This window comes from Psychrobacter raelei, assembly GCF_022631235.3.
In the GTDB taxonomy this organism is placed as follows: domain Bacteria; phylum Pseudomonadota; class Gammaproteobacteria; order Pseudomonadales; family Moraxellaceae; genus Psychrobacter; species Psychrobacter raelei.
Genome location: NZ_CP093310.2, coordinates 2,998,087 through 3,020,255 on the forward strand (window position 1 = coordinate 2,998,087; position 22,169 = coordinate 3,020,255).

Below are 22,169 nucleotides of genomic sequence, written 5' to 3' on the forward strand. Positions count from 1 at the left end.
TGTATCTTTTAACTGGCTTTTACCCATTAACCCCTCATCGATTAAGAGAGCCTCATGTCTGTTTATACTCATCTTTCAGAAGACCAATTTGCTGCTTTTTGCCAAGCTTTCGGCGTATCTTTTGCTAAAGCCATTCCCATTACCCAAGGCATTAAAAACTCAAACTGGTTCATTCAGACCACAGAGGATGCAGACGGTGAATACTCTTATGTCTTTACCTTATTTGAGGAGCGTCCACCAGCTGATATCACCAAAATGGCCACCATTTTAAACCGCTTAAAAGGCACTTTGCCTGTCGCAGCACCTTTGGCCAAAAAAGCCCGAAAAGCTGATGGCTCAGCCGACTATCTGATTCAATACGAAAATAAAGCCATTACCTTAGTGCCTTGCCTATCAGGTGGTCATCCGGACAAGACCACACCCAGCATGTGTTACAGCATGGGACAAGCACTAGCGACCTTACACAACACGCTACAAAGTCTCACGCCAGCCGAAGATTACGGGGTACCGTTATACCCTTGGCATCAGGTGCGTGATCGTGAAATCAAATTTATGCCCGCTGATGAAGCACGGCTTATGCAAGACATCTGGCAAAGCTATGAATCGCTGCCTTTAGAGTCTTTGCCCAAAGGTTTGTGCCACTTAGATATGTTCGCTGATAACACCTTGTGGAACCTAACCTCTGGCAAAGAAGAGCTGACCGGATTACTTGACTTTACTGAAGTGAGTGTTGAGCATTATGTGATGGATATTGCCATTACGATCAACGACTTCTGTACGACTTGGGGCGTGGCCGGTGATGGCGAATCGGTGAATTTTGACACTCAAAAAATGCAGGCTTTTATTGAAGGCTATCAAAGTGCTCGTCCTCTGAGCACCGCTGAGCAGCAAGCGCTGCCCATCATGTTGGCCATGGCAGCCGTTACCTTCTGGCTACTGCGCTTGAATGTCATATATTACAACCGTGAACAAGGTCGAACCGGCGATAATATCATGGTCAAAAACCCAGACCTGATGAAACGCTTGGCCGCTTATCACTGGAATCAAGTTGAGAAATTACGAGCCCAGCAGCAAACAGTTTATGTATTACAACATGCTTGTTTTGAGGCAGATAACCGTGACAAGGATGCTACTGGCTTTAAACTTATTGGTGTTTTTGCAGCTCAGCAGCAAGCCGAGGCGGCTATTGAACAGCTCAAAGACCAGCCTGGCTTTAAAGATTATCCCAATGGCTTTTTTATAGACGCCTATCCTTTAGGTCAGATCAATTTCACCTCAGGATTCGATAAGCCATAACTTACTACCCATAAGCTTGTAGCGACTAATACAGACCATAAATACAAACCATAAATACAAACCATAAAAATATAAATGTATCGTCAGTGACTGGCTATTTAAGTTAACCGTGCTGAGTTTTAGGGACATATAGTTATGTTTCACGTGAAACACTGACTAAAACGTTATATTTACCCCACCCACGCTTTGAGTTAAGTTGAGTTGAACTCAGTCAACTTAATTAACTCTGATAAGGAAATACGATGAGTAACCCGGTTGATGAATGGCACAAGCTGGCAAGTTATGACACCAATATTCAAGGCGAGCTGCATGCCAACTTGCTAAAGAATAATGGCATTGCTGTGTCGCTACAAGCTCTGAGCGCAATTCCTGGCCTTAATTCTGGCTTGGTTATATGGGTACAACAAGCCGACTTGGCTCGAGCCAATGAAATTTTACAAAATATCGATGTCACGCCGGCAGCTGATGACTAAGATAGTTGCAACTGTTAATAGATAGATAGATAAATAGACAATCAACAAGGTGGTAAGTTATAAATGTGTCAATTATTAGGTATGAACGCCAATACCCCAACGGACATCGGGTTTAGCTTCACAGGATTTCACAACCGAGGCGGAAACACCGACCACCATAGCGATGGTTTTGGTATCGCTTTTTTTGAACCGAGCAAATGTGATGCACCCAACCAGTCTGAGGCACAAGGTCGTGGCCGCGGACTGCGCCTGTTTCATGATGATAAGCCAAGCTATGAATCCCCAGTGGCCGACTTAGTAAAAAACTATCCCATCAAAGCACTTAACGTAGTGGCTCACATCCGTAAAGCCACCCAAGGTAGCAACTGCTTGGCCAACACCCACCCTTTCGTGCGTGAAGTGTGGGGCGAGCAATGGGTATTCGCTCATAATGGTCAAATGAGTGAAGGCTTTATTAAGCGCTGCCAACGTCTACAAGACAATGGCAATAGCGAGTACTGCCGGCCAGTTGGCACAACCGATTCTGAAGTGGCGTTTTGTTATTTAATTAATCGTCTAAAATCCACCTATAAAAAACGCCCCTCTGATGAGGAGCTGTTTCGATTTTTGACCGCCCAGTGCCGTTATTTAGCAGCCAATGGATTGTTTAACTGTCTGCTGTCTAATGGAGATTGGCAATTGGCGTATGCCAACTCCTTACTGTTTTATCTGACCCGTAAGGCGCCCTTTGGTGAAGCCAAGCTGGCTGATGATGAGTTATCTATTAACTTTGGGGATGTCACAACCGATAAAGATAAGGTGAGCATTTTGGTCACTGTGCCGTTGACCGAAAATGAAGAGTGGCAGCAACTGGCGGTCAATGAATGTTTGGTCTTTCAAGAGGGCGATATTATATTTCGTGATACCCCAAGCCTGCGCAAATACTTAACCATTGAAGAGGGTATTGCCATTGCCCGTCAAGTGGGCGCCAGTTTATAAATACGCCCCGCAGCAACGTTTGAACTTCTCACCGGAGCCGCAGAGACAAGGCTGCTTTTGGCTAAGTCCCATCACCACTGTGGGGTCTAAAAAATACCAGACGCTTTGCTCGGTGGCCGCGTCACCAGCTGGCTTGTTGCCGCTTGTTACTTTAACAAAAGTAGACAGCTCATGATGGGCATGTAGCGCTAAATTACCAGCTTCTAGACTGTGATAGTAAGCTTTAAATTCAACTTGTGAGTGGCGTTTGCCCAGCTTAGCAATGTGCTGCACAATTTGTAGTCCGGCCCACTGGGTCTGCTGCGCCCAGTCGCTAATGTCTTGACGGCTGAGTAGGCTTTGCTGAGCAGGAACAGTGGTGTCGATAATATAATCGATCAACTGCAACACAAATGCACTGTAGCGAGAGCGCATTAAGGCCTCACTGGTCGCGGCTATCGCTTGGCCTTGGTGCAGGGGCTGACAACACTCACTATAGCTCATTTGTGCCTGCACAGCATCGCTATCTGTGTGGGTACCCAAGGCGACAGTGGCCGGTACAGTACGGCAGGGGCAAAGTTCTTTTGGCATAAGTATTCAACCTTAGAGCACAATTATTCAATCCATTTTAATATCAGGATCACGGTGATGATTGGTATCAAAATCAAAGCAGGTCTGACCCTCACGCTACTATTAATAAGCTGTTATTAATGAGCTGATACTAATAAGATAACCTAGTACTGAGCTTAGCATAGTATTTGCAGCCACTGCACGCAAGCGCTAACTTAGCGGCCGCTATGTGGTTGTCTTTTATTCACTGTTCAATTGGCGAGGCTTTATGCTATTAACCTCTTTATGCGCCACCTCCGCTTTGTCTTTATCTTTACAGACAATCAACTGCCGTAACGACTCTAACCCCATCTCTTTAGCGAGCTCTGCATCGGCCTTCTATGTTAAAGATAATGGCTCATTAGAGAACTCTCAACTAAGCACTAGTGACCGAGTAGTACCTATTGCGGCAAGTACTCACACTGGCGCTAGTCATCCTCAGCTTAAACCCAATAAAGCGCCATATTTACTCGGTGCAGCTCAAGCTGATATCACAGGCGCTGCGGCAGAGACAGGTATGTTCGGTTATGCCGCGCAGCAAGTGGCTCAAGGTATCAATGATAGATTGTACGCTCATGCCTTTATTATTGTAGACAATCAGGCAGACAGCGCACAAACTGCTCAAAACAGCGCCCGTATTGTCTATGTATCGGCCGATATGGGTGCTATGTTTAATGCGGTCAGACTCGAAGTGTTAAAACGCTTGCACGCCTTGTATGGCCCACTATACACAGATGCCAACGTTATGCTCACGGCTACCCATACCCATGTGGGCAATGCCGGCTACTCCCATCAAAGACTGTATCAAATTGCCAGTAAAGATGACACCACTGCCGGCTATAGCGAACAGAACTTCACTGCCATAGTGGATGGCATCGTACGCGCTATTAGTAAGGCGCATCAAAACTTAACACCCGGCACCTTATCACTAGCGCAAGGCAAGCTCACAGGCGCGACACGCAACCGCTCAGCCGCCGCTTATAACAATAATCCCGATGCCAAAGCCTATGACAGTAATGTCAATGACACCATGACTCAGCTGCGCCTTGATGATCAAAATGGCAAGCCTTTGGGCGCCATTAACTGGTTTGCCATTCACCCAACCAGCTTTAGCAATCAGTTTATGTACCTAAGTGCCGATAACAAAGGCTATGCTCAGCAAGGCATGCAAGCGGCCATTACCAAAAAAACAGGCCAGCCCTTTGTGGCCGCCTTTGCCAACGCTGATGAGGGAGATGTGGTGGCCGCAGGAGGTAATGCCCACTCCTCGGCAGGCTTCGAGGGAGAAGATGAGGAATGGCATAACGTGGTTCGTGATGGCTCCTTGCAGCTTAATAAAGCACTTGAGCTATGGGACAAAGCCGAGCCAATAGTCGGACCCATTGACACACGCGCCCGCTGGATTGATTTAAATGGCTATGTGGTGGATGCTCAATACACCCACGGTGCTGGCGAGCAAAGATTATGTGTGCCAGCTCGCGGCTATGCGTTTGCCGCCGGTGCAGAAAATGGCCCCTCCGACATACCCGGTATCTATGAAGGTATGACCAAAGACTCTTTGAGTATCACTGACAAAATTAACAAAACCGATACTTCGATATTGGGCAGCGCTACTCGAGCCGCTTTTGGTGTGGTGGGCGCTGTCAGTCAAGATCCGTGTCAGGCCGAAAAGCCGGTGCTCCTACCTACCGGTAAATTGGGCTGGGTCAATAGCAAACAGCCGGTACAATTAATGCGCATTGCCAACCTAGCCTTAGTTGCCATACCCGGAGAGCCAACTACCATGGTGGGGCGGCGTTTGCAATCTGCGGTGCTGGATGAATTAAAAGACAGCGGCGTCAATACTGTCATCGTCAATGGACTGGCCAATAACTATAGCGGCTATGTTGCGACCCGTGAGGAATATGCACTGCAACATTATGAGGGCGCCTCTACCGAATATGGCCCATATCAAAGTAATGCCTATGTGCAAGAGTATGTACAACTGGCTCGGGCACTCAAACACAATCAGCCGCTAAAGAACCATACCGCGCCACCTTCTATAGCAGCTGGCAAATTCGCTGAGCGACCCGGCGTCGTATTTGATGACAAGCCCTCTAACCAAGCTTGGGGACAGGTACTTGTGCAGCCCAAGCAGCATTATCAGAAGGCCGAGGTGGTTAGTGTGAGCTTCCGCGGTGCCCATCCAAAAAATAACTTACGCACCGAGGACACCTTTTTAAAAGTGCAGCGCCTAGTGCAAGGTAAATGGGTAGACTACCTGACGGATGCAAGCTTTGATACTCGGTACAGTTGGGCGCGCGAGGGCATCACGTATAGCAAAGTTACCATTGATTGACGCATTGATAAAGACACGCCTTCTGGTACTTACCGTATACTGCATCAAGGAGATTGGAAAAACGGATGGGACGGTAAAATCACCGCGTATGCGGGTGCGTCTTATGCTTTTGAAGTGGAATAACCTGCATAAAAAAAGCCAGATACACGGGGTATCTGGCTTCTTTAATGGGGAGAAAAGTATGAAACAAGTGTGTTGATTGCAACGTTTAATTTAACCGCAGTGCTTAATTTAAACTCAGTATAATTTAAACTCAGTATCAACGGGTTAACAAAAAGCGTTAAACAAAAAAGTTACTTTTTCTTCCACACTTGGCTGCGTGAGAATGGACCTAAGTGACCTTTAAGCTTTAGGTCATTTCCTTTTAACTCAGCAGTTAGACGATACGTTTTGCCATTTTCTGGATCAGTAATCTGACCACCGCTGTACTTACCGCCACCCGTTGCTTTTAGACCAGACATTACAGTACGGCCCACAAACTTCTTACCTTCAGCGCGTGTAGTAGAGATGATTTTGCCAGTTAATACGCCGCCAGATTCAGTGATTTGAACCACAGCTTTTGGTTGACCATCGTCATAAGTTTGCCAAGTAGTATTGGCTAATGGATCTGCTGCCATCGCTACGGTAGCGATGCCTAAAGCTGATAAAGCGAGAACAGACTGGTTGAATAGTTTCATAGTACGATTCCTTTCGAAAAGTGGAGACATGGGTTGATTGAGATAAAAAACTTAAAGAGTTAATGCATACGCTTAGTAAAGCTAAACACAATCACCACTCAATCTGCCATGCTTAAATCATGGTTTAAGATATCTTAGACACTCAATTGAACACGGTCAAGATATTTTTTTATTTAACTACCATAAAAGGTATGATTAATTATAACGTCTAATAAATAAAAAAAAAGTGTTAAATCAATAAATTATTACTACACTATTTTTAAAACGTAAGAGTTATGAAAAAGGATTGTCTACTTCCTTGCTATTTTGCGTCTGCTCACTTACAAAACTTTGGGATTTTGAAATTGGCTCAAGCTCGCCTGTTGACTGAGCCGCTTGTAGCTCACTGACGATATCAGAAAACAGGGTTTGTAATCGCATGGCTTGGCTTAAACCCTCTGGCGTCTTTTGAATATCTATATCACCATAGACGATGATTTTATCGGTCTGGTTTTCAAATATTAATGAGCCAATTTGCAAGCTTTGATGGTCATTTTGATAAGGAGCAAAGGCTGGCTTTATACGTTGATCAGCTTGACTCATTGGGTCTTTGGTCTGTGTTTGCTCAATATTTTGTTCGGTATTTATGGCACTGTCTGGCTGCGTCATGATAAGGCATCCTATGTAAAAGAGAGATGGCTACTATAGCGACTTACTTCTTAAAAAAATTATCCACTACCCAGTGTAAAATCTCAATCAAAATAAGATACCACAGCGGCTGTTCTTGATCGGCTTTCGGGTCGGCTTTTTTTTTGTTGTCATAATCGCCCCTATCACTGACATCACCGAGGCTAATCTCTAACGGCATAGCGGCGGCCTTGGCCTGTGAACTAATGGCAGGAAAGACATCAATCCCAGAGCGCAGCGCCAACTCATCGACGCTGATAATCTCTACAATGTCACTGTCATCATTGGGTGAGTAGTATACTCCCGCTTGCTCAGTCTGCGGCACATATACCGCCTTGAACATATGACTTGGTACCAATATCCGATTATTAATCTGAGTGACCTTTTTACCGGCAAATACCACACCGGTCACCACATACACCTCACCATGCTTTTTGGTTAAATAGCGGGTAACCGATTCAATATTTTTCCAAGAATAACGGTTATTTCTGGGGTCCTGCGGCACAATATTAGCCAGACTAAAGCTGTCATATTGCTGACTGGTATTGGCCATATCAGCATTCGGGGCTAAATGCCCACGGTCATAGCCTGAATTTTTGTAATCGGCCAATTGTGCTTGCATGCTATTTGGCAGGCGGCTTTCACTATGAAAACTGTCTTCTCGAGGGATTTGCTCAGCTTGATATAAGCGCTCACGGGTTAAATGCTCCGCTGACCATAAAGGGGTTCGAGAAGCACCAGAATACAAGGTTGCAAACCCATCGAAGCAAAGCTCCATGCTTTTATTAAGTAGCTTTTGATTAAGATAATCAGGGGCGGTGACGGCATAGAAGTTTTGTTTGCAGTTATCAAAGCTCCCCGCCCAAGCCCCGGATGACAACAAGACACTAAGAAGTATTAGCCCAAGCTTAACGAACAGCGTGGCTACTGACAACGCTGGCTTGTCGTGCTTATAAGTTATCTCTAGGCTGCCAGTTAGCTCTTTGCTAGCACCTGCTATTAATCTTATATGGCTTATGTGACTGATATGATTGTGCCACTGTAGAGGCCGCTTATGATGATTTACCACTGTTAATCTCTACCCTAACTAAATTACGCCGCTGTATTTAAAGCAATAAGCCAAAAAAACCCACTGTCTTTTCAAGCAGTGACATGCTAGCAATGCCCATCCCAACTGTAAAGAGTTCAAGCAGCATAAACGTCACTGAGTGACACTTAGCCTCTTTTTTTTGCGCCCAAACTGCGCCTAAAGCTACATTAATTGCTTGAATTATTATCAAAACCTGTGACTTAGGATGACAACTGCCCTGCCTTTAGGTATACTATGGGGCTGCAAAACGGTGAAGTGGCTGAGTGGTCGAAAGCGCACGCCTGGAAAGTGTGTATACGTTAATAGCGTATCGAGGGTTCGAATCCCTCCTTCACCGCCATTCTTGTTATTTATGTCCTCATCAGTCGTCTGTTTTTACTCTCCTTATCAGTGTTTGCTCTTTCTATCTTTTTTTTATAGTGGCACAATGTGATCACAAGCAATCAACTTATGTTCTTTAACCTATTTAAATCAGAACGAACCACTGAAAAGGATTTTTCTATGCACGCAACCAAAGCGCTTAATGCCTTAAAGCTTTTTTCTCCTAATAGCATACAACATGCCGGCTACCTAGCTGTTGCCAAGACCCGTGCCAAAGCTTTACATGCCTTTGCAGTGGTCGCTCCCATTCCAAGACCTCAATTATTTATCGGCGAACAGTCCTGTTATGAGCTGTGCGACTTGATGATTAATGAAGGCGCTACCAATGTACTAATCGTCACTGATGCGGTATTAAACCAGTTGGGTGTTCCCGAAAAAGTCACTACTTATTTAGAAGATAAACGCGTCAGCTATCATTTGTTTGATGGTATTACGCCAGACCCTACCTTTAGCGTGGTAGAAGAAGGGTTGCGCCACTCTGTGGACAATCACTGTGACGCCATTTTAGCCATCGGCGGTGGCTCGGTTATCGATGCCTCAAAAATTATTGCGATGAGTCAGGCCACCAAGCGCAAACCTCAACAATTAATGGGGTTATTAAAAGCCTCTAAATGCATGCCTTTATATTGTATCCCCACCACAGCAGGTACCGGTTCTGAGGCAACATTAGGCGCGGTAATTTCAGATGACAAGACTCACCAAAAGTCTTTATCCATTGATCCACGCATGGTACCTCTAGCCTCAGCGGTAGACCCTGTGATTATGAAAGGCATGCCGCCCCACATTACTGCCGATACCGGTATTGATGTGCTAACCCATGCTTTAGAGGCGTGGATGAGTGCCAATGCCAGCAGTGAGACTGACTACTATGCCGCCTCTGCCACTAGAACGGTGATGCAGTATCTGCCGCAAGCTTATAAAGATGGCTCGGATCTAAAGGCTCGAGAAGAGATGGGTGTGGCTGCGCACTACGGCGGTATTGCTTTTAATAAGGCCGGCTTGGGATATGTTCACGCCATCGCTCACCAGTTAGGGGCGTTCTATGGTATTCCTCATGGCCGTGCTAACGCCATCGTATTACCGCATATCTTAGAAGTTAACCGAAAGGTATCACAGCACAGATTGGCGGCCTTGGCCAAAAAAGTAGGGATTTTAGGGGCAGCTGATACCCATGCTGAAGACAGCGAGCTGACTGACCATTTGATTGCTAAAGTGAAAGCCTTAATTGCTTCTCTAAACATCGATGTCACGGTTAAAGGTATTAATCCGGCTGACTTTAAAAAGATGGCCAAAGCCGCTGCCAAAGAAGTCAGTGATACTTATGCGGTGCCAAGATATCTGACCTCAGCACAGATTATTGATATTTTAAATGACATCAAGGCCGAAAGCGACGCGCTTGCCAAATAAGCCTTAACTGCGCTTATCTGCTACTGATATGCTGGTATATAATGACATACAAAGCCCTTCACTTTTGTGAGGGGCTTTTTGTTTGGCTAACGCTTTTAGGTTATATATTTATCCCAATAAGGGTCATCGCCAATTGTTTCAATAATATAGTCAATAAGCAATCGGCAGCGCTTGGATAAAAATCTATTCTCAGGATAAACCGCATAAGCATTTAAAGTAGGTAGCTCAAAGTCTGCCATAACGGGGATAAGTTTACCCTCTGCCAAGCTTTGATAGGCAATAAAGGTGGGCATATAAGCAATACCATAGCCTTTAATTGCCATGTCTAGTAAGAAATTACCGTTATTTGCCTTAATTCTAGACTGAGTCTCAATCTTATGATGCTGTCCTGAAGCATCAATGAGATCTATTTCTCCTTGCTTACTTTGTAGCCCATATTGCAAAAATGCGTGCTGCTTTAAATCTGCAATAGTCTGTGGCATGCCCGCTCGCGCTATATAATCAGGACTGGCACACAGCACACGCCGAATCACAGTTAGCCGCTTGGCTTGATAAGAAGAGTCTTTAAGCTCACCGATACGAATGGCCATTTCATACCCCTCTTCTACCAAATCAATATGCCGGTCAGAGAAATCAAGCTCAAAGTTTAGCTGCGGATGCTGCTGTGCATAATTGTGGATAATGTCATTTAGATGCATCAGCCCAAAAGACAACGGAGCGGTCATTCGCATGGTGCCTTCTATCTGCGAAGCCACACCACTGATTTGTTCATTAAGCACCTCAATTTCACTAAGAATGCTACATGCCTGTTGGTAGTATTTCTGCCCTGCCTCAGTCACCGTAGAGCGACGGGTGGTGCGGCTAATCAGCTGTGTATTTAAGCTGGTCTCAAGCTCCTTTAAGCGGCGACTTACGGCAGACTTAGCAATGTCTAGTTGCTCCGATGCTTTAGTAATGCTGCCAGATTCCACGATACGTACGAATAATGCCATATCTTCTAATTGACCCATCTTTACTCCAAAGTCAGTATCAAAAAAATCTGCTCAATTGTATTGTTCTTTATAAAAGAACTATAATTTGCAATTATTAGGGTTTACATAAGTTTAGTCAACAATTAAAATATTGCCATTACTTAATAACATTACACAAAACTCTCTCTTTTTAAGGAATTACTTATGAACCAGCTACAAAACATCAGTGCTCCAGTTGGCCGCTTCTTATTAGTTGCGATCTTCATCTACTCAGGTATCGGTAAAATCACCGGTTATGCAGCCACACAAGGCTACATGGAAGCCATGGGCGTTCCAGGTTTTATGCTACCTTTAGTGATTATCTTAGAAGTATTGGGCGGTATTGCTATTTTATTTGGATTCAAGGCGCGTTGGATTGCTCTATTAATGGCAGGCTTTAGCATTCTATCTGCGTTAATCTTCCACCCATTTAGTGATCCTGAGCAACAAAACAACTTCTTGAAAAACTTTGCAATGGCTGGTGGTTTCTTAATGATCTTCTCACACGGTCCAGGTGCATTCTCTTTTGACGAAGGTATTGACGGTACTCGCACTCAAAAAAGTGTACGATAAGGCCAGCTTTATTTAGCGTAAAATATCCTTATTTTGAACCAAGTTTTTAATCGAGGGTGTATTGAATAGATGTTCAATACACCCTTTACTATTAGAGTAATTAACCTGTTAAAAAACCTAAGCCATAGCTTAAGTTGATGCCTACTCTATCAAGCAGCACACAAGAGTGCTTATGACTTAACCCCTGCTCAAATATAAAAAACCATAATAAAAGTAGGGATTATCATTTATTAGCAGTGGATGCAAAACGTTTAAGCTTTTAACTGAAACACAACCCAAAAGCTCATAGTCATATAGCATAATTAAATCACGGTAATAAGCTTGATACAGACCAAATTCGTGAATTTTGTATAGTTTTTATACTTCACTGAGTTGAGCCAGTAACAGGTTTATTTTTTTATCTAAAAGTATATTTATCATCCCATTGTTTAATTAATTTTTATAAAGATGGCTATAAATGGGCAGCCAGACAATAGGCTATCTGATTGATTATAAAATAATAATGATTATATTGTGGATGAGTTACATTGGGAGAATTTCATCATGGATAACACAAAAAAACTTGGCCTAATCATTGGCAGTTTGCGCAAAGACTCTATCAACCGTATGGTAGCTGAATATATCGTATCTCAGCTTCCTGAAAATATAGAGGTCGAAGAGATCGAGATTGCACAACTGCCTTTATACAATCAAGATTATGACAAACAAACCATCGAAAGCTACGATCAGGTCCGTCAAAAAATCAAAGAAGTGGATACGGTGTTAATCGTGACGCCAGAGCACAATCGCACCTTACCTGCTGCCCTAAAAAACGTGATAGATATTGCCTCACGTCCTCATGGCGACAGCGCTTGGAGTGGTAAAAAAGTAGCTGTGGTTACCGCGTCACCAGGCACTTATGGTGGAAGAGAATGTGGGCTTGATGTGCGCAAATCGATGCAAGCTTTGTCAGCCAAAGTGATGATTGCCCCTGAGGTCTATTTGAGTCATGCCTCTGACAGTATTGAAGATGGCAAAGTTAGTAACGAAAAAACTCAACAGTATTTAACTAAATTCGCCGATGCACTAGTCCAATTTATAGAAGAATAATATGAGTAATCAAAATATTGACGATAGAAAAGACGAAAGCAATAAGATTGAAAAACCCAAGTCAACAGGCGGTGGTTTTTGGAAGCGCTTTGAGGCGGCAATCTTATTAACCTTAGTGGGCGGCGCAATTGATACCATTGGTTTTATCGCCTTACTTGGCTTCTTTACCAACCACGTCACAGGAAACTTAGTGATGGCTGGTGGTGGACTGGTCAAAGGTGGCGATGATCTTTGGATTAAACTTGGGGCCTTACCGGTATTTATTATTACCGTCATGTTCACTCAGCGTTATATCACCAGAAGATCGGCTGATAAGCCTATTTTAAGCGAACTTTTATTTGCAGAAGTGTTGTTTTTAACGGCCTTTATGGTTTCAGCACTGATGTTCGGTCCTTTCGAAGACCCAGGTGCTATTGACTTAGCCATTACTGGTTTCTTAGGTCTGATGGCCTTCGCTATTCGTAACACAGCGGGTAAGACGGTCATGGGTAAAGTACGTCCGACACTACTGATGACGGGTAATACCACACAGTTGGGTATCGATTTATCAGATTATTTCTTTGACCGTAATCGCTGCAACATGGAAAGCTTAAAGCACAGTGCGGCTATTGTTTTCTTCTTTGCCTTTGGTGCATTAATTGGTACTTTGCTCTATATGAAGATTGGTTTTTGGTCGATTGCGCCATTTATCCTGCCTGTGTTTTATTTGGCCTTTAAATCTCGTGACGAGCAATATCTGGTACAACAAAACATGTCAGCTAAGTCTTGATTGCAGCATGCTATACCCGAATAACAAACACATAGAACACCTTCGGGTGTTCTTTTTATTTATATCATAATCATAATCATCTTCCATGCAATCTATCTGATATCTGGCACTCAGTTCATTTTTCATTGTTATCCTTTTTGATTGTGTTACTCCAAATTCAAGTTAAATACAATACTTACAAAGCAAGTACCAAACAATACTAAGTCAATAAAGTGATTTTATAAGGTAATGGTATTCTTTAATTGTATCGATACTACTTAGTTCTAATAACATTACGATTAACTTAATGAAGACAACATTATTAATGTGCTGAGGGATAAGAACAAGGCATTGATAATACAACTTAATCTAGACTCACTTTTACGACTATAAACCGACTAAAAAAAAGGATCAAAGTATGTTTAAGCCAAAAAAAACAAAACTTAAAACTGATGACAATCTTTATAAACGTCTTTCTGTAGATGACGCTGTGGTCTTATTTGTAGACCATCAAACTGGCCTTCAGACCCTATGCCGAGACATGCCAGCTGATGAATTCAAAAAAAACGTGTTGGCTATGGGCAAAATTGCTAAATACTTTGATTTACCAGTGGTAATGACTACCAGCTTTGAGCAAGGTCCTAATGGTCCAATGATGCCAGAGTTAAAAGAGATGTTTAAAGATGCAGCTTACATTGCTCGTCCTGGTGAAATTAACGCTTGGGATAATGCAGACTTTGTTAAAGCAGTTAAGAAAACTGGCCGTAAACAAATCATTATTGCCGGTATCGTAACGGAAGTTTGTGTGGCATTCCCAGTATTATCTGCTCTGGCTGAAGGCTATGAGGTGTTCGTAGTTACAGATGCTTCAGGCACCTTTAATGATATGAGCCGTAACGCCGCTTGGTTACGTATGCAGCAAGAAGGCGCTCAGTTATTGACTTGGTTTGCTATGTCGAACGAATTACGTCGTGACTGGCGTGAAGATATGGAAGGCTATCTAAATCTGTTCTATGAGATCAGTACAGAGTATGCCCCCTTGGTAGATAGCTACAATGCGGTTAAAAATGCCAATCCAAAAGATCTACTGTAATAATTGATCACCTAAGATCGCAGCAGTTTTCTAAGATAAGGTCGGCTTTGTTATATTTGTTTATGCTAACTAGGTTATCATTTATCTGCTAAACCGCTGGTAGCTTATGTGGCAGCTTATAGTAATGTCATTAGTAAGCCTTATTTTCGACATCCCATTTAGCCTGTGGCTATTTGGGATGTTTTTTATAGACAGCCAGCAAGTAAGTTAGTTAAAAGTAAGTTAGTTAAAAAATGCCAGAATAAGAGACACCAGCATATAAAGTAAAAAATTTAAAGTAAAAAAATGAGCGGCGCTGTGCCACTCACTTTATATAAAACGTCATTGAGATGAGGCGTATTTAAATCATTCGCTCTGCTGATCACACTTTGCTTTACAGGTCATTTAAATCGGCTCAATTGACAGATAACTTAACCTATGGCGTAGCGTTATGAAATACTGAGTTGTCTTGATATTGAGGGTGCTTATCAATGTAAGCTTTGATAAAGGGACAAATAGGCTTTACACGCAGCTTATTTTCAGCGGCATAATCTAGTAAATATTTGGCCAAAAATCCCGCAATGCCACGGCCGCCGAGCTCTTTTGGCACTTCTGTATGCAAATAGGCAATACCAGGCTCACCAGCACTTGTCGTAAAGAAATCATAATCTTCAAATGCCACATAGCCATCTACATGGATTTCAAATTTTTTGGCTTCTTTATTATCGATAACTTCGTAACTTGGTTTTTGATTGTCCGTCATAACGATTCTCTCTTTTTATTAAATTTAACTTGTGCCAAAAATCGACCAAAAACCGATTCATGTCAACAGCAACATGAACAGCCCCGTCAAATAGCATTGACTAGTGATGATACTCACTAGCAAAGCAAGCGTCTAGTTATACTGTGTATTAACTGTATCATTTGCTTAACCAAATCTTCAGGATTGGGTCATATATTTAACCCACTACCCCTTAATTAAGCCGCCATTCTAGGCAACTTTGATTGATTTTGGTAAAAATAAATTGTCCTGACTTGAATTATTTTTCAAAGATACTATTATGTAGTCATATTAAATTTATATCTGACTTTATTAAGATAGCTTAATAAAACTTAAACAGTGCTTATAAAATAATTAAATAACATATTACTGACATAAGGGGCAGGTATGAAGACCGTCCATCACCCAGCCACAAGTCGTGGCGGCTCTCACCACGGTTGGCTTAAAAGTAAGCATACCTTTAGCTTTGCTGACTACTATGATCCCAAGCGCGTAGGCTTTGGTGCCTTGCGTGTGATCAATGATGACCATGTTGAAGGAGGGATGGGCTTTGGCGATCACTCCCATGCCAATATGGAAATCATTAGCATTCCGCTGTCTGGCAGACTTCGTCATGGTGACAGTATGGGCAACTATGGCACCATTCGTAGTGGTGAAATTCAGGTAATGTCGGCCGGTACTGGTGTGGTCCATTCTGAGATGAACGATGATGACGAAAATCCAGTCAAATTCTTGCAAATTTGGGTAGTGCCCAATAAGATGGATGTGGCACCACGCTATCAACAAGTAAACTTGGTAGAACTGCTCCAGCGCAATAAATTCAACCAAGTGCTCTCCCCTAATCCAGAAGATGCTGGCGTATGGATCCATCAAAACGCTTGGTTTAGTATCGGTGAGTTTGACAAAGGTGTGACCACAACTTATAGCTTACGTAGTACTCTTAATGGTGCTTATGTGTTTGTTATCTCAGGCAAAGTGGTGATTAATGGTAATACCCTAGAGCCTCGTGATGGGCTTGGTATCACCGATACCAAAAACTTCACAATGGATGTGATTGAGGATGCTCAAATTCTTGTCATAGATGTCCCAATGAGCTTCTAAATAAATGAACTTCTAAATAAGCGTAGCAGCAGATGGTGCATTAACCGACAATAATTAAACAAATAATTACCCACGTGCCTACTGAAGAAACGACAATAAGTGACTACTTTATTATCCCCCAAGCTAGAGCAGCCTTTAGCTGAGTTTTGCTAATTTTTTTATAACGACAAATCGAGGTCTATTATGAAAACTGAAATTCTTGAACCCCGTATCGCTGATGTCGGTGGTATTCCCATTGCTCGTTTATTACCAAATAAAGGCAAGCGTCCTATTGGTGCTTGGTGCTTCATGGATCATGCTGGTCCTGCCGAATTTGGTGACGATGAAGAGGGTATGCAAGTGGGTCGCCATCCACACATCAACCTACAAACTTTCAGCTGGATGATTGAAGGTGAAGTCCTACACAAAGACAGCATCGGCAATGAACAATTGATTACCAAAAACCAAGTCAACGTGATGACGGCAGGTACTGGTAACGATCAGGGTATCAGTCACACTGAGCAAAGCGTATTCCCAGAAACGGGCGGCTCTGCTGATGCTTGGCGTGGTATGAATATGGTTCAGCTGTGGATTGCGCTACCGCTTGATCAAAAAATTGAACGTAACTTCCATCACTACCCAGAGCTACCAAGCTGGTCTACTGATACTGCTGATTTTGTACTAACCACCGGTAGCTACACCACGCCACAAGGTGACAGCTACGAAGCACCGACTATTCAGTACACCAAACTTATTGGTCTAGATGTGCACATGACTCAAGACGATGACGTTGAGCTGACCTTAGAGCCTGGTTTTGAATACGGTATTTTAATGGTTGTAGATGGTATCGAGTATCAAGGCCAGCAGTACAAACAAAACGAATTAATCCGTTTTGATGACATCTCTGAGACAACAACCATTAAAGTTTCAGGTAAAAAAGGCGCTCGCTTTATGTTGTTAGGCGGTGAGCCATTGAATCAAAAAGTGCTACTGTGGTGGAACTTCGTTGCTGATAACAAAGCAGATATTGAACTGGCCATTAATGATTGGAATAATAATCACCCACGTTTTGGTAACGTAGACTCTGATCTAAAACGATTAGAAGCCCCTGCTTTACCTGAAGGTTTTAAAGAATAATCTCTTTAGAATTATTTAAATAATAGGTCGCACTGTTTAAATAAAATTACAAAAAACTAGTGGCGAAGTTTTTTATTTATTTTATAATTAGCTCCAGTTGTTTCCACAGGCGTTGACTCGACCTAGATACTCAGCAACTGGTGGCTGCTTATAACCGTAAGTGATTTTATTTGCCCTACCTCTTGTAGTATTTAATAATAAATGACGACCTGTACTAAATGAGCTAATCTCACTTTTAATAACATCCACTCATAAATTGGAGTATTATTATGTCAAATCTACAAGCATTTCAAACACTAGCAGAAGCACGTCGTTCTATCTACGCTATCAACGATCAACTACCAGTATCTAAAGAAGAGATCGTTAAGTTAGTTGAGCACGCTGTATTGCACACGCCATCAGCTTTTAACTCTCAGTCAAGCCGTCTGGTTGTACTATTTGGTGAAGACCACAAAAAATTATGGCAAATCACTGAAGACAAGCTACGTGCTATCGTAAATGACGATACTGCTTTTGAAAGCACCAAACAAAAAATTGACAGCTTCAAAGCGGGCGCTGGTACAGTATTGTTCTATGAAGATCAAACTGTTGTTAAAGGTTTACAAGAAAACTTCGCACTATACGCAGACCGCTTCCCAGTATGGTCAGAGCATGCTAGCGCTATGCATCAGTACGTAGTTTGGACTGCTCTAGCTAGCCAAAACATTGGCGCAAGCTTACAGCACTACAACCCAATCATTGATGAAGAAGTTGACAGCACTTGGAATATCGACCCTGAGTGGGACCTTGTTGCTCAATTAGTATTCGGTGGTATCGAGCAGCCTGCAGGCGAAAAACAATTCGCTCCTGTTGACAGCCGCCTAAAAGTATTCGGTCTATAATTAACTGGCCAATACTGCTGTCCAAAGAGCCCTGATAAACGCTACTCATAAAGTTTATCCAAAAAAAGCAGCCCTAAGAAATTAGGGCTGCTTTTTTATGGGTAGGGATGACAGTAAGTTGATTAGCGGTGGTTTAATTTTTACTCTTGTCTTGTCTTTTGGCCCCTTGCTTACGGAAGCTATCCACAAAATTGGCTGTGGTCTGCGGAAAAATATTGGCAATTTTTGCCACCACACCACGGCTTGGCGGTAGAACCATTTCAAAAGGACGTTTTTTTAGTACCGGTCCGACAATGGCATCAACCACTTCATCCACCGTTAACGTACGACTGCCAGAGAAGGTCAATGCTGCCTGCTCTTTATCTTTTTGCTGATCGAGCATCGGTGTTTGTACTGCATCTGGACATAAGGTAGTCACTGCGATGCCGTATTTTTCAAGCTCCATGCCAGCTGCTAGGGAGTAAGCACGCACCGCATACTTACTGGCACTGTATAGTGACAAACCTGGTACAGGTGATAACGCCGCCAACGATGCCACATTAATAATATGACCACTGCCTTGATTACGCATGGTATCTACCACACTTTGGGTCCCAAAGATGGTGCCTTTGACATTGATATCAAAGTGTAAATCAACGTCATCAGGAAGGGCAATATCTGCAATCCAGTTATCTTTTAAGACCCCTGCTATATTACACATCACATCAATGTGCTGCCACTGAGCTATCACCGTGTTAACGACCTCTTGCCACTGCTGCACATCGCGCACATCTAACTGCTGCAAGATTAGCGAACCACCGGCATCTGCCAATTTATGATTGGCATAAATCTGCGTTAGGGCCTCATAGTTGATATCACAGGCACAAACTTGATTGCCTTTGTCTGTCAGCAGCCGCTCGCATAAAGCACGGCCGATACCTGAAGCAGCACCAGTTACGATATAAGTTTGCGCCACAGGCCACCCCCTTTTTTAGCTTTGGTTGTTTTTGGTGTAAAGGTACCAAATTCTAACTCACCCATACGTACGGTAGGGGCGGTACCAGGGAACAGATAATAGCCGGCAGACTCAGATGAAAGTGCCATATTAAAGAAGCGCTCATCTTTTGGATAAGGGCCCGCCACCGTTTTCTCTTGAATCATAGACAAATACTGATCGATACCATATTCCAATGTATTGCCATTCATCACCACTTCTGCATCAGTAAGTTCGGCATATTTTGCTAAGCCTTTAATATTAGAATGCTGCGGCGCATAGGCGTCCATGCTCACGCCATTTTCTGAGGTGACCAATAGGCCTTGATCGGTATGTGCCACGATAGAGTGGTTGCCCTCGGTGTGACCCTTAGTATGCATCAAGGCTACCGAACCATCTCCCAAAAATACGTCGCCATCGAGAATCTCAATCCGACTGTCGTCAATGCCGTCGATACCGCCTGGGCAATACCACTGATTCTGCCACGGCAGCAAAGCTTGGGTACTTTCCCACTCTTCGCGCATCACCAATAGCTTAGCATTGGGGAAGATGGCCGCTTGACCATTACCGCCCAGCCAGCGGGTGAGATTCTGGGTATGCAAGTGGTCATAGGTAATATAGTCTACATCTTCAGGAGCCAAACCTAGCTTGGCAATAGCGCTAAGCACAGTATCACTGGCTCGAACAATCATCTTTTCAACTGGCTTAGATAAAACCCCCATATCCTCTAGCATATGGTAAAAGTAAGGTGTATCACGCTGATTTTCCCAATCAGAAGGACTAACCAGCAAGGTCTTAATCCCCTCCTCGCTATCAAACTGAATGACAAACAGCTTATTACAGATGTGCATATAGGGCGTAGGCAAGGCGTAGGCATTAAGATAGCCATACTTGGTGGGATAAGGTATTCTGATCAACTCAAAGGTCTTATAAAACTTAACCTTTGGGTTGGCCAGCATAGTTTTGCGGAAATCTTCAGCCGCAGCACGCACCTCCTCTACTCTATGTAGGGGCTTGGCAGCGTCACGGGCCGATTTAAAATGAGAAGCTGAATGAATAATGCTCATGATACGGTCCTTGTAGTTCAGTGTCTTATATCTACTTAAATAAAATACTACTTGTCGCAAGAGATTAAAAGCCTCAATTGAGACTTCATCAGTTTTCATAAGTAACATTTTTTAAAGCTAAGGACGCGTATCAGTAGTTAAGCTTTAAAATGGCACTGCACTCTCCCAGGCCATCCAAGTGTTCATAGTGGGATGTTTTAGGCGCAGTTTATGGGCATGTAGGTTAAGCCTTGGCGCCAAGCTAAGCGCTTCACCTTCGGCATAAATAGGATCACCGATAATCACATGGCCCAAATGCACCATGTGCACCCTTAATTGATGGCTGCGACCAGTTACAGGATGTAGCGCCACTCGGGTTACCGGTTGGCCTTTGCGCAGCTCATGATGCAGTACCTCATAATGGGTTAGCGCATGCTTTTTCCACTCAGGGTCGGCCACGTGCTTGGGCTTAATACTTGGCTCATAACGTACGGGTATATTTATCTCGCCTTTTTTGCCAGGTATGGCAAGCGTGCCTTGTACAATCGCTTGGTATTCCTTTTGCGGGATGCGCTCGATGAACTGCTTACTGATGTGAGTCTGTGCCTGTTTGTTTTTGGCAAATATCATGAGCCCCGAGGTGTCCATATCCAAGCGATGAATGAGTTTTACTTCTGGATTGGCACGCTCTAAGCGAGAAAGCAAGCTGACCTTTAAGTCCTTGCCATCGATGCTTAAAAGACCGGCAGGCTTATCCACCAACAATAAATCCTCATCTTCATAGACAGTAACTTGGGTCATAAAGTCTTTGAAAAACTGAGTGTCACGGGCCGCTTCTTTAAGGTTTAATTGGTTTACAGTTTCTATCGAGATTGCCATAGTAGATCACAAATTTGAGAATAAAAAAATAAGCACAGTGGCTTTTTAGCCAATTTTTTGGCCAATAACTGAGCATGGCAGTATACCATCAATCCAACTGATACCAATTATTAACCATACTTAACGGCTCAAAGACAAAATTTAGTGCAATAAATGGTAATATATACCTTATGATTCAGACACGGCAGTTTTTGAAGATAGTCCTTCAGTGAAAACCGGCAATAAACGCAGTAAATAATATAGCTGGCCGCTGATGTCTGTACTGTTTTATTCAGATTTTAACATCCACAAAAGGAAAAAATTATGTCAGATTTAATCGTTAATTCAACCGACTCAAACTTCGAACAAGATGTTGCTCAGTCTGATGTGCCTGTACTGGTAGATTTTTGGGCAGCGTGGTGTGGTCCTTGTAAAGCCATCGCGCCTGTACTAGAAGAGCTTGCTGATGACTACAATGGTAAAGTTAAAATTGTTAAGATTGATGTCGATGAAAACCCAGAAACTGCCAGCCGCTTCGGCATCCGTAGCATCCCAACTTTAATGGTATTTAAAGGTGGTGAAAAAGTAGATACAGTTATGGGTCTACAGCCAAAGTCAGATCTAGCCGCTTTACTAGACAAGCATCTATAAGCGCTTATACGCGGTCATTAACCGCTATAAAGTAAGTAGGCTTGCCTGATATAGGCAGCGATAAAAAAGCGACTGTTATTGTTATGGTCGCTTTTTTTTGTGCTAAGCGTCGCAAAAATCTGATTTACTGCAACAAAAACATTGACATGATAAGGGTAAACACCGTATAGTTTAACTCCTAGAGAATACCTATTGTCAATTTGCGAGCCCCCATTAGAAATGGTGTGCGACATAGATTTAACTATGACAAGCTCACACTTATCTGCACGCAATCTTTGCTTTATCATCTTTTATTAACACAATCCTATTCAATCTTGCGCAGTTGTCGACCCATACGCCAGTGGATAGCCTTTATTGATGATGCCAATGGCTACAG

At 43.1% G+C, this 22,169-nt stretch carries 21 protein-coding genes, 1 tRNA gene and 1 pseudogene; 14 read left to right on the forward strand and 9 right to left on the reverse strand.

Annotated elements, in window-relative coordinates:
* Positions 1–54: 54 nt before the first annotated feature.
* From MN210_RS12555 to MN210_RS12565, 3 genes are all read left to right on the forward strand, one after another.
* Complete coding sequence (locus tag MN210_RS12555; RefSeq protein WP_155587286.1) at positions 55–1,296, forward strand: homoserine kinase; 1,242 nt, start codon at positions 55–57, stop codon at positions 1,294–1,296.
* A 242-nt stretch (positions 1,297–1,538) separates the two neighbouring features.
* Entirely contained in the window at positions 1,539–1,769 is a 231-nt protein-coding gene (locus tag MN210_RS12560) for a putative signal transducing protein (protein ID WP_011961501.1), read from the forward strand.
* A 63-nt stretch (positions 1,770–1,832) separates the two neighbouring features.
* Entirely contained in the window at positions 1,833–2,747 is a 915-nt protein-coding gene (locus MN210_RS12565) for a class II glutamine amidotransferase (protein WP_110817177.1), read from the forward strand.
* Here MN210_RS12565 and MN210_RS12570 read toward each other — a convergent pair.
* On the reverse strand, positions 2,742–3,317 hold the full coding sequence (locus tag MN210_RS12570; protein WP_011961503.1) for a YchJ family protein: 576 nt from the start codon (positions 3,315–3,317) through the stop codon (positions 2,742–2,744). The genes MN210_RS12565 and MN210_RS12570 overlap by 6 nt on opposite strands.
* Positions 3,318–3,564: 247 nt before the next feature.
* On the opposite strand from MN210_RS12570, the pseudogene MN210_RS12575 reads away from it, so the two are divergent.
* Positions 3,565–5,796: pseudogene (locus MN210_RS12575) on the forward strand (neutral/alkaline non-lysosomal ceramidase N-terminal domain-containing protein).
* Positions 5,797–5,966: 170 nt separating this feature from the next.
* Here MN210_RS12575 and MN210_RS12580 read toward each other — a convergent pair.
* The 3 genes from MN210_RS12580 to MN210_RS12590 form a co-directional block, all read right to left on the reverse strand.
* A complete protein-coding gene (locus MN210_RS12580) occupies positions 5,967–6,350 on the reverse strand; it encodes a DUF2147 domain-containing protein (protein ID WP_011961505.1) in 384 nt (127 codons plus the stop codon).
* 273 nt (positions 6,351–6,623) lie between these two features.
* Complete coding sequence (locus MN210_RS12585; RefSeq protein WP_241878737.1) at positions 6,624–6,998, reverse strand: hypothetical protein; 375 nt, start codon at positions 6,996–6,998, stop codon at positions 6,624–6,626.
* 43 nt (positions 6,999–7,041) lie between these two features.
* Positions 7,042–7,896, reverse strand: coding sequence for a DNA/RNA non-specific endonuclease (locus MN210_RS12590; RefSeq protein ID WP_338412297.1), 855 nt, complete (start codon positions 7,894–7,896; stop codon positions 7,042–7,044).
* Between the two features lie 459 nt (positions 7,897–8,355).
* On the opposite strand from MN210_RS12590, the gene MN210_RS12595 reads away from it, so the two are divergent.
* Positions 8,356–8,446, forward strand: a tRNA-Ser gene (locus MN210_RS12595).
* A 161-nt stretch (positions 8,447–8,607) separates the two neighbouring features.
* Positions 8,608–9,894: an iron-containing alcohol dehydrogenase gene (locus MN210_RS12600; RefSeq protein WP_338412298.1), complete on the forward strand. Its 1,287-nt coding sequence runs from the start codon at positions 8,608–8,610 to the stop codon at positions 9,892–9,894.
* A 95-nt stretch (positions 9,895–9,989) separates the two neighbouring features.
* Here the strand turns inward: MN210_RS12600 and MN210_RS12605 are convergent, their stop codons facing one another.
* On the reverse strand, positions 9,990–10,904 hold the full coding sequence (locus MN210_RS12605) for a LysR family transcriptional regulator (RefSeq protein ID WP_011961509.1): 915 nt from the start codon (positions 10,902–10,904) through the stop codon (positions 9,990–9,992).
* A gap of 165 nt (positions 10,905–11,069) precedes the next feature.
* Between MN210_RS12605 and MN210_RS12610 the strand changes: the two genes are divergently transcribed.
* The 4 genes from MN210_RS12610 to ycaC all read left to right on the forward strand — a co-directional run bounded on the left by MN210_RS12610 (position 11,070) and on the right by ycaC (position 14,407).
* The gene (locus tag MN210_RS12610; RefSeq protein ID WP_011961510.1) at positions 11,070–11,477 is read left to right on the forward strand and encodes a DoxX family protein; all 408 of its coding nucleotides are present in this window, start codon (positions 11,070–11,072) and stop codon (positions 11,475–11,477) included.
* 543 nt (positions 11,478–12,020) lie between these two features.
* Entirely contained in the window at positions 12,021–12,566 is a 546-nt protein-coding gene (locus MN210_RS12615; RefSeq protein ID WP_338412299.1) for an NADPH-dependent FMN reductase, read from the forward strand.
* Position 12,567: 1 nt separating this feature from the next.
* The gene (locus MN210_RS12620; protein WP_110817184.1) at positions 12,568–13,335 is read left to right on the forward strand and encodes a YoaK family protein; all 768 of its coding nucleotides are present in this window, start codon (positions 12,568–12,570) and stop codon (positions 13,333–13,335) included.
* Between the two features lie 397 nt (positions 13,336–13,732).
* On the forward strand, positions 13,733–14,407 hold the full coding sequence (gene ycaC / locus MN210_RS12625; RefSeq protein WP_110817185.1) for an isochorismate family cysteine hydrolase YcaC: 675 nt from the start codon (positions 13,733–13,735) through the stop codon (positions 14,405–14,407).
* A 415-nt stretch (positions 14,408–14,822) separates the two neighbouring features.
* Here the strand turns inward: ycaC and MN210_RS12630 are convergent, their stop codons facing one another.
* Positions 14,823–15,149: a GNAT family N-acetyltransferase gene (locus MN210_RS12630; protein ID WP_011961514.1), complete on the reverse strand. Its 327-nt coding sequence runs from the start codon at positions 15,147–15,149 to the stop codon at positions 14,823–14,825.
* 405 nt (positions 15,150–15,554) lie between these two features.
* On the opposite strand from MN210_RS12630, the gene MN210_RS12635 reads away from it, so the two are divergent.
* The 3 genes from MN210_RS12635 to MN210_RS12645 all read left to right on the forward strand — a co-directional run bounded on the left by MN210_RS12635 (position 15,555) and on the right by MN210_RS12645 (position 18,265).
* Positions 15,555–16,268 carry a pirin family protein gene (locus tag MN210_RS12635; RefSeq protein ID WP_011961515.1) on the forward strand — a complete coding sequence of 238 codons (714 nt, stop codon included), beginning with the start codon at positions 15,555–15,557 and terminating at the stop codon, positions 16,266–16,268.
* A gap of 183 nt (positions 16,269–16,451) precedes the next feature.
* Complete coding sequence (locus MN210_RS12640; RefSeq protein WP_011961516.1) at positions 16,452–17,384, forward strand: pirin family protein; 933 nt, start codon at positions 16,452–16,454, stop codon at positions 17,382–17,384.
* A 269-nt stretch (positions 17,385–17,653) separates the two neighbouring features.
* A complete protein-coding gene (locus MN210_RS12645) occupies positions 17,654–18,265 on the forward strand; it encodes a nitroreductase family protein (protein ID WP_011961517.1) in 612 nt (203 codons plus the stop codon).
* A gap of 133 nt (positions 18,266–18,398) precedes the next feature.
* Here MN210_RS12645 and MN210_RS12650 read toward each other — a convergent pair whose 3' ends face one another.
* The 3 genes from MN210_RS12650 to MN210_RS12660 form a co-directional block, all read right to left on the reverse strand.
* On the reverse strand, positions 18,399–19,220 hold the full coding sequence (locus MN210_RS12650; protein WP_338412300.1) for an SDR family NAD(P)-dependent oxidoreductase: 822 nt from the start codon (positions 19,218–19,220) through the stop codon (positions 18,399–18,401).
* On the reverse strand, positions 19,199–20,305 hold the full coding sequence (locus MN210_RS12655) for an MBL fold metallo-hydrolase (RefSeq protein WP_011961519.1): 1,107 nt from the start codon (positions 20,303–20,305) through the stop codon (positions 19,199–19,201). Before MN210_RS12655 ends, MN210_RS12650 begins: the two co-directional genes overlap by 22 nt.
* Before the next feature lie 144 nt (positions 20,306–20,449).
* On the reverse strand, positions 20,450–21,163 hold the full coding sequence (locus tag MN210_RS12660) for an RluA family pseudouridine synthase (protein WP_241878747.1): 714 nt from the start codon (positions 21,161–21,163) through the stop codon (positions 20,450–20,452).
* A 303-nt stretch (positions 21,164–21,466) separates the two neighbouring features.
* Between MN210_RS12660 and trxA the strand changes: the two genes are divergently transcribed.
* Positions 21,467–21,793, forward strand: a complete 327-nt coding sequence (trxA, locus tag MN210_RS12665; RefSeq protein ID WP_011961521.1) for a thioredoxin — start codon at positions 21,467–21,469, stop codon at positions 21,791–21,793.
* Positions 21,794–22,169 lie beyond the last annotated feature (376 nt).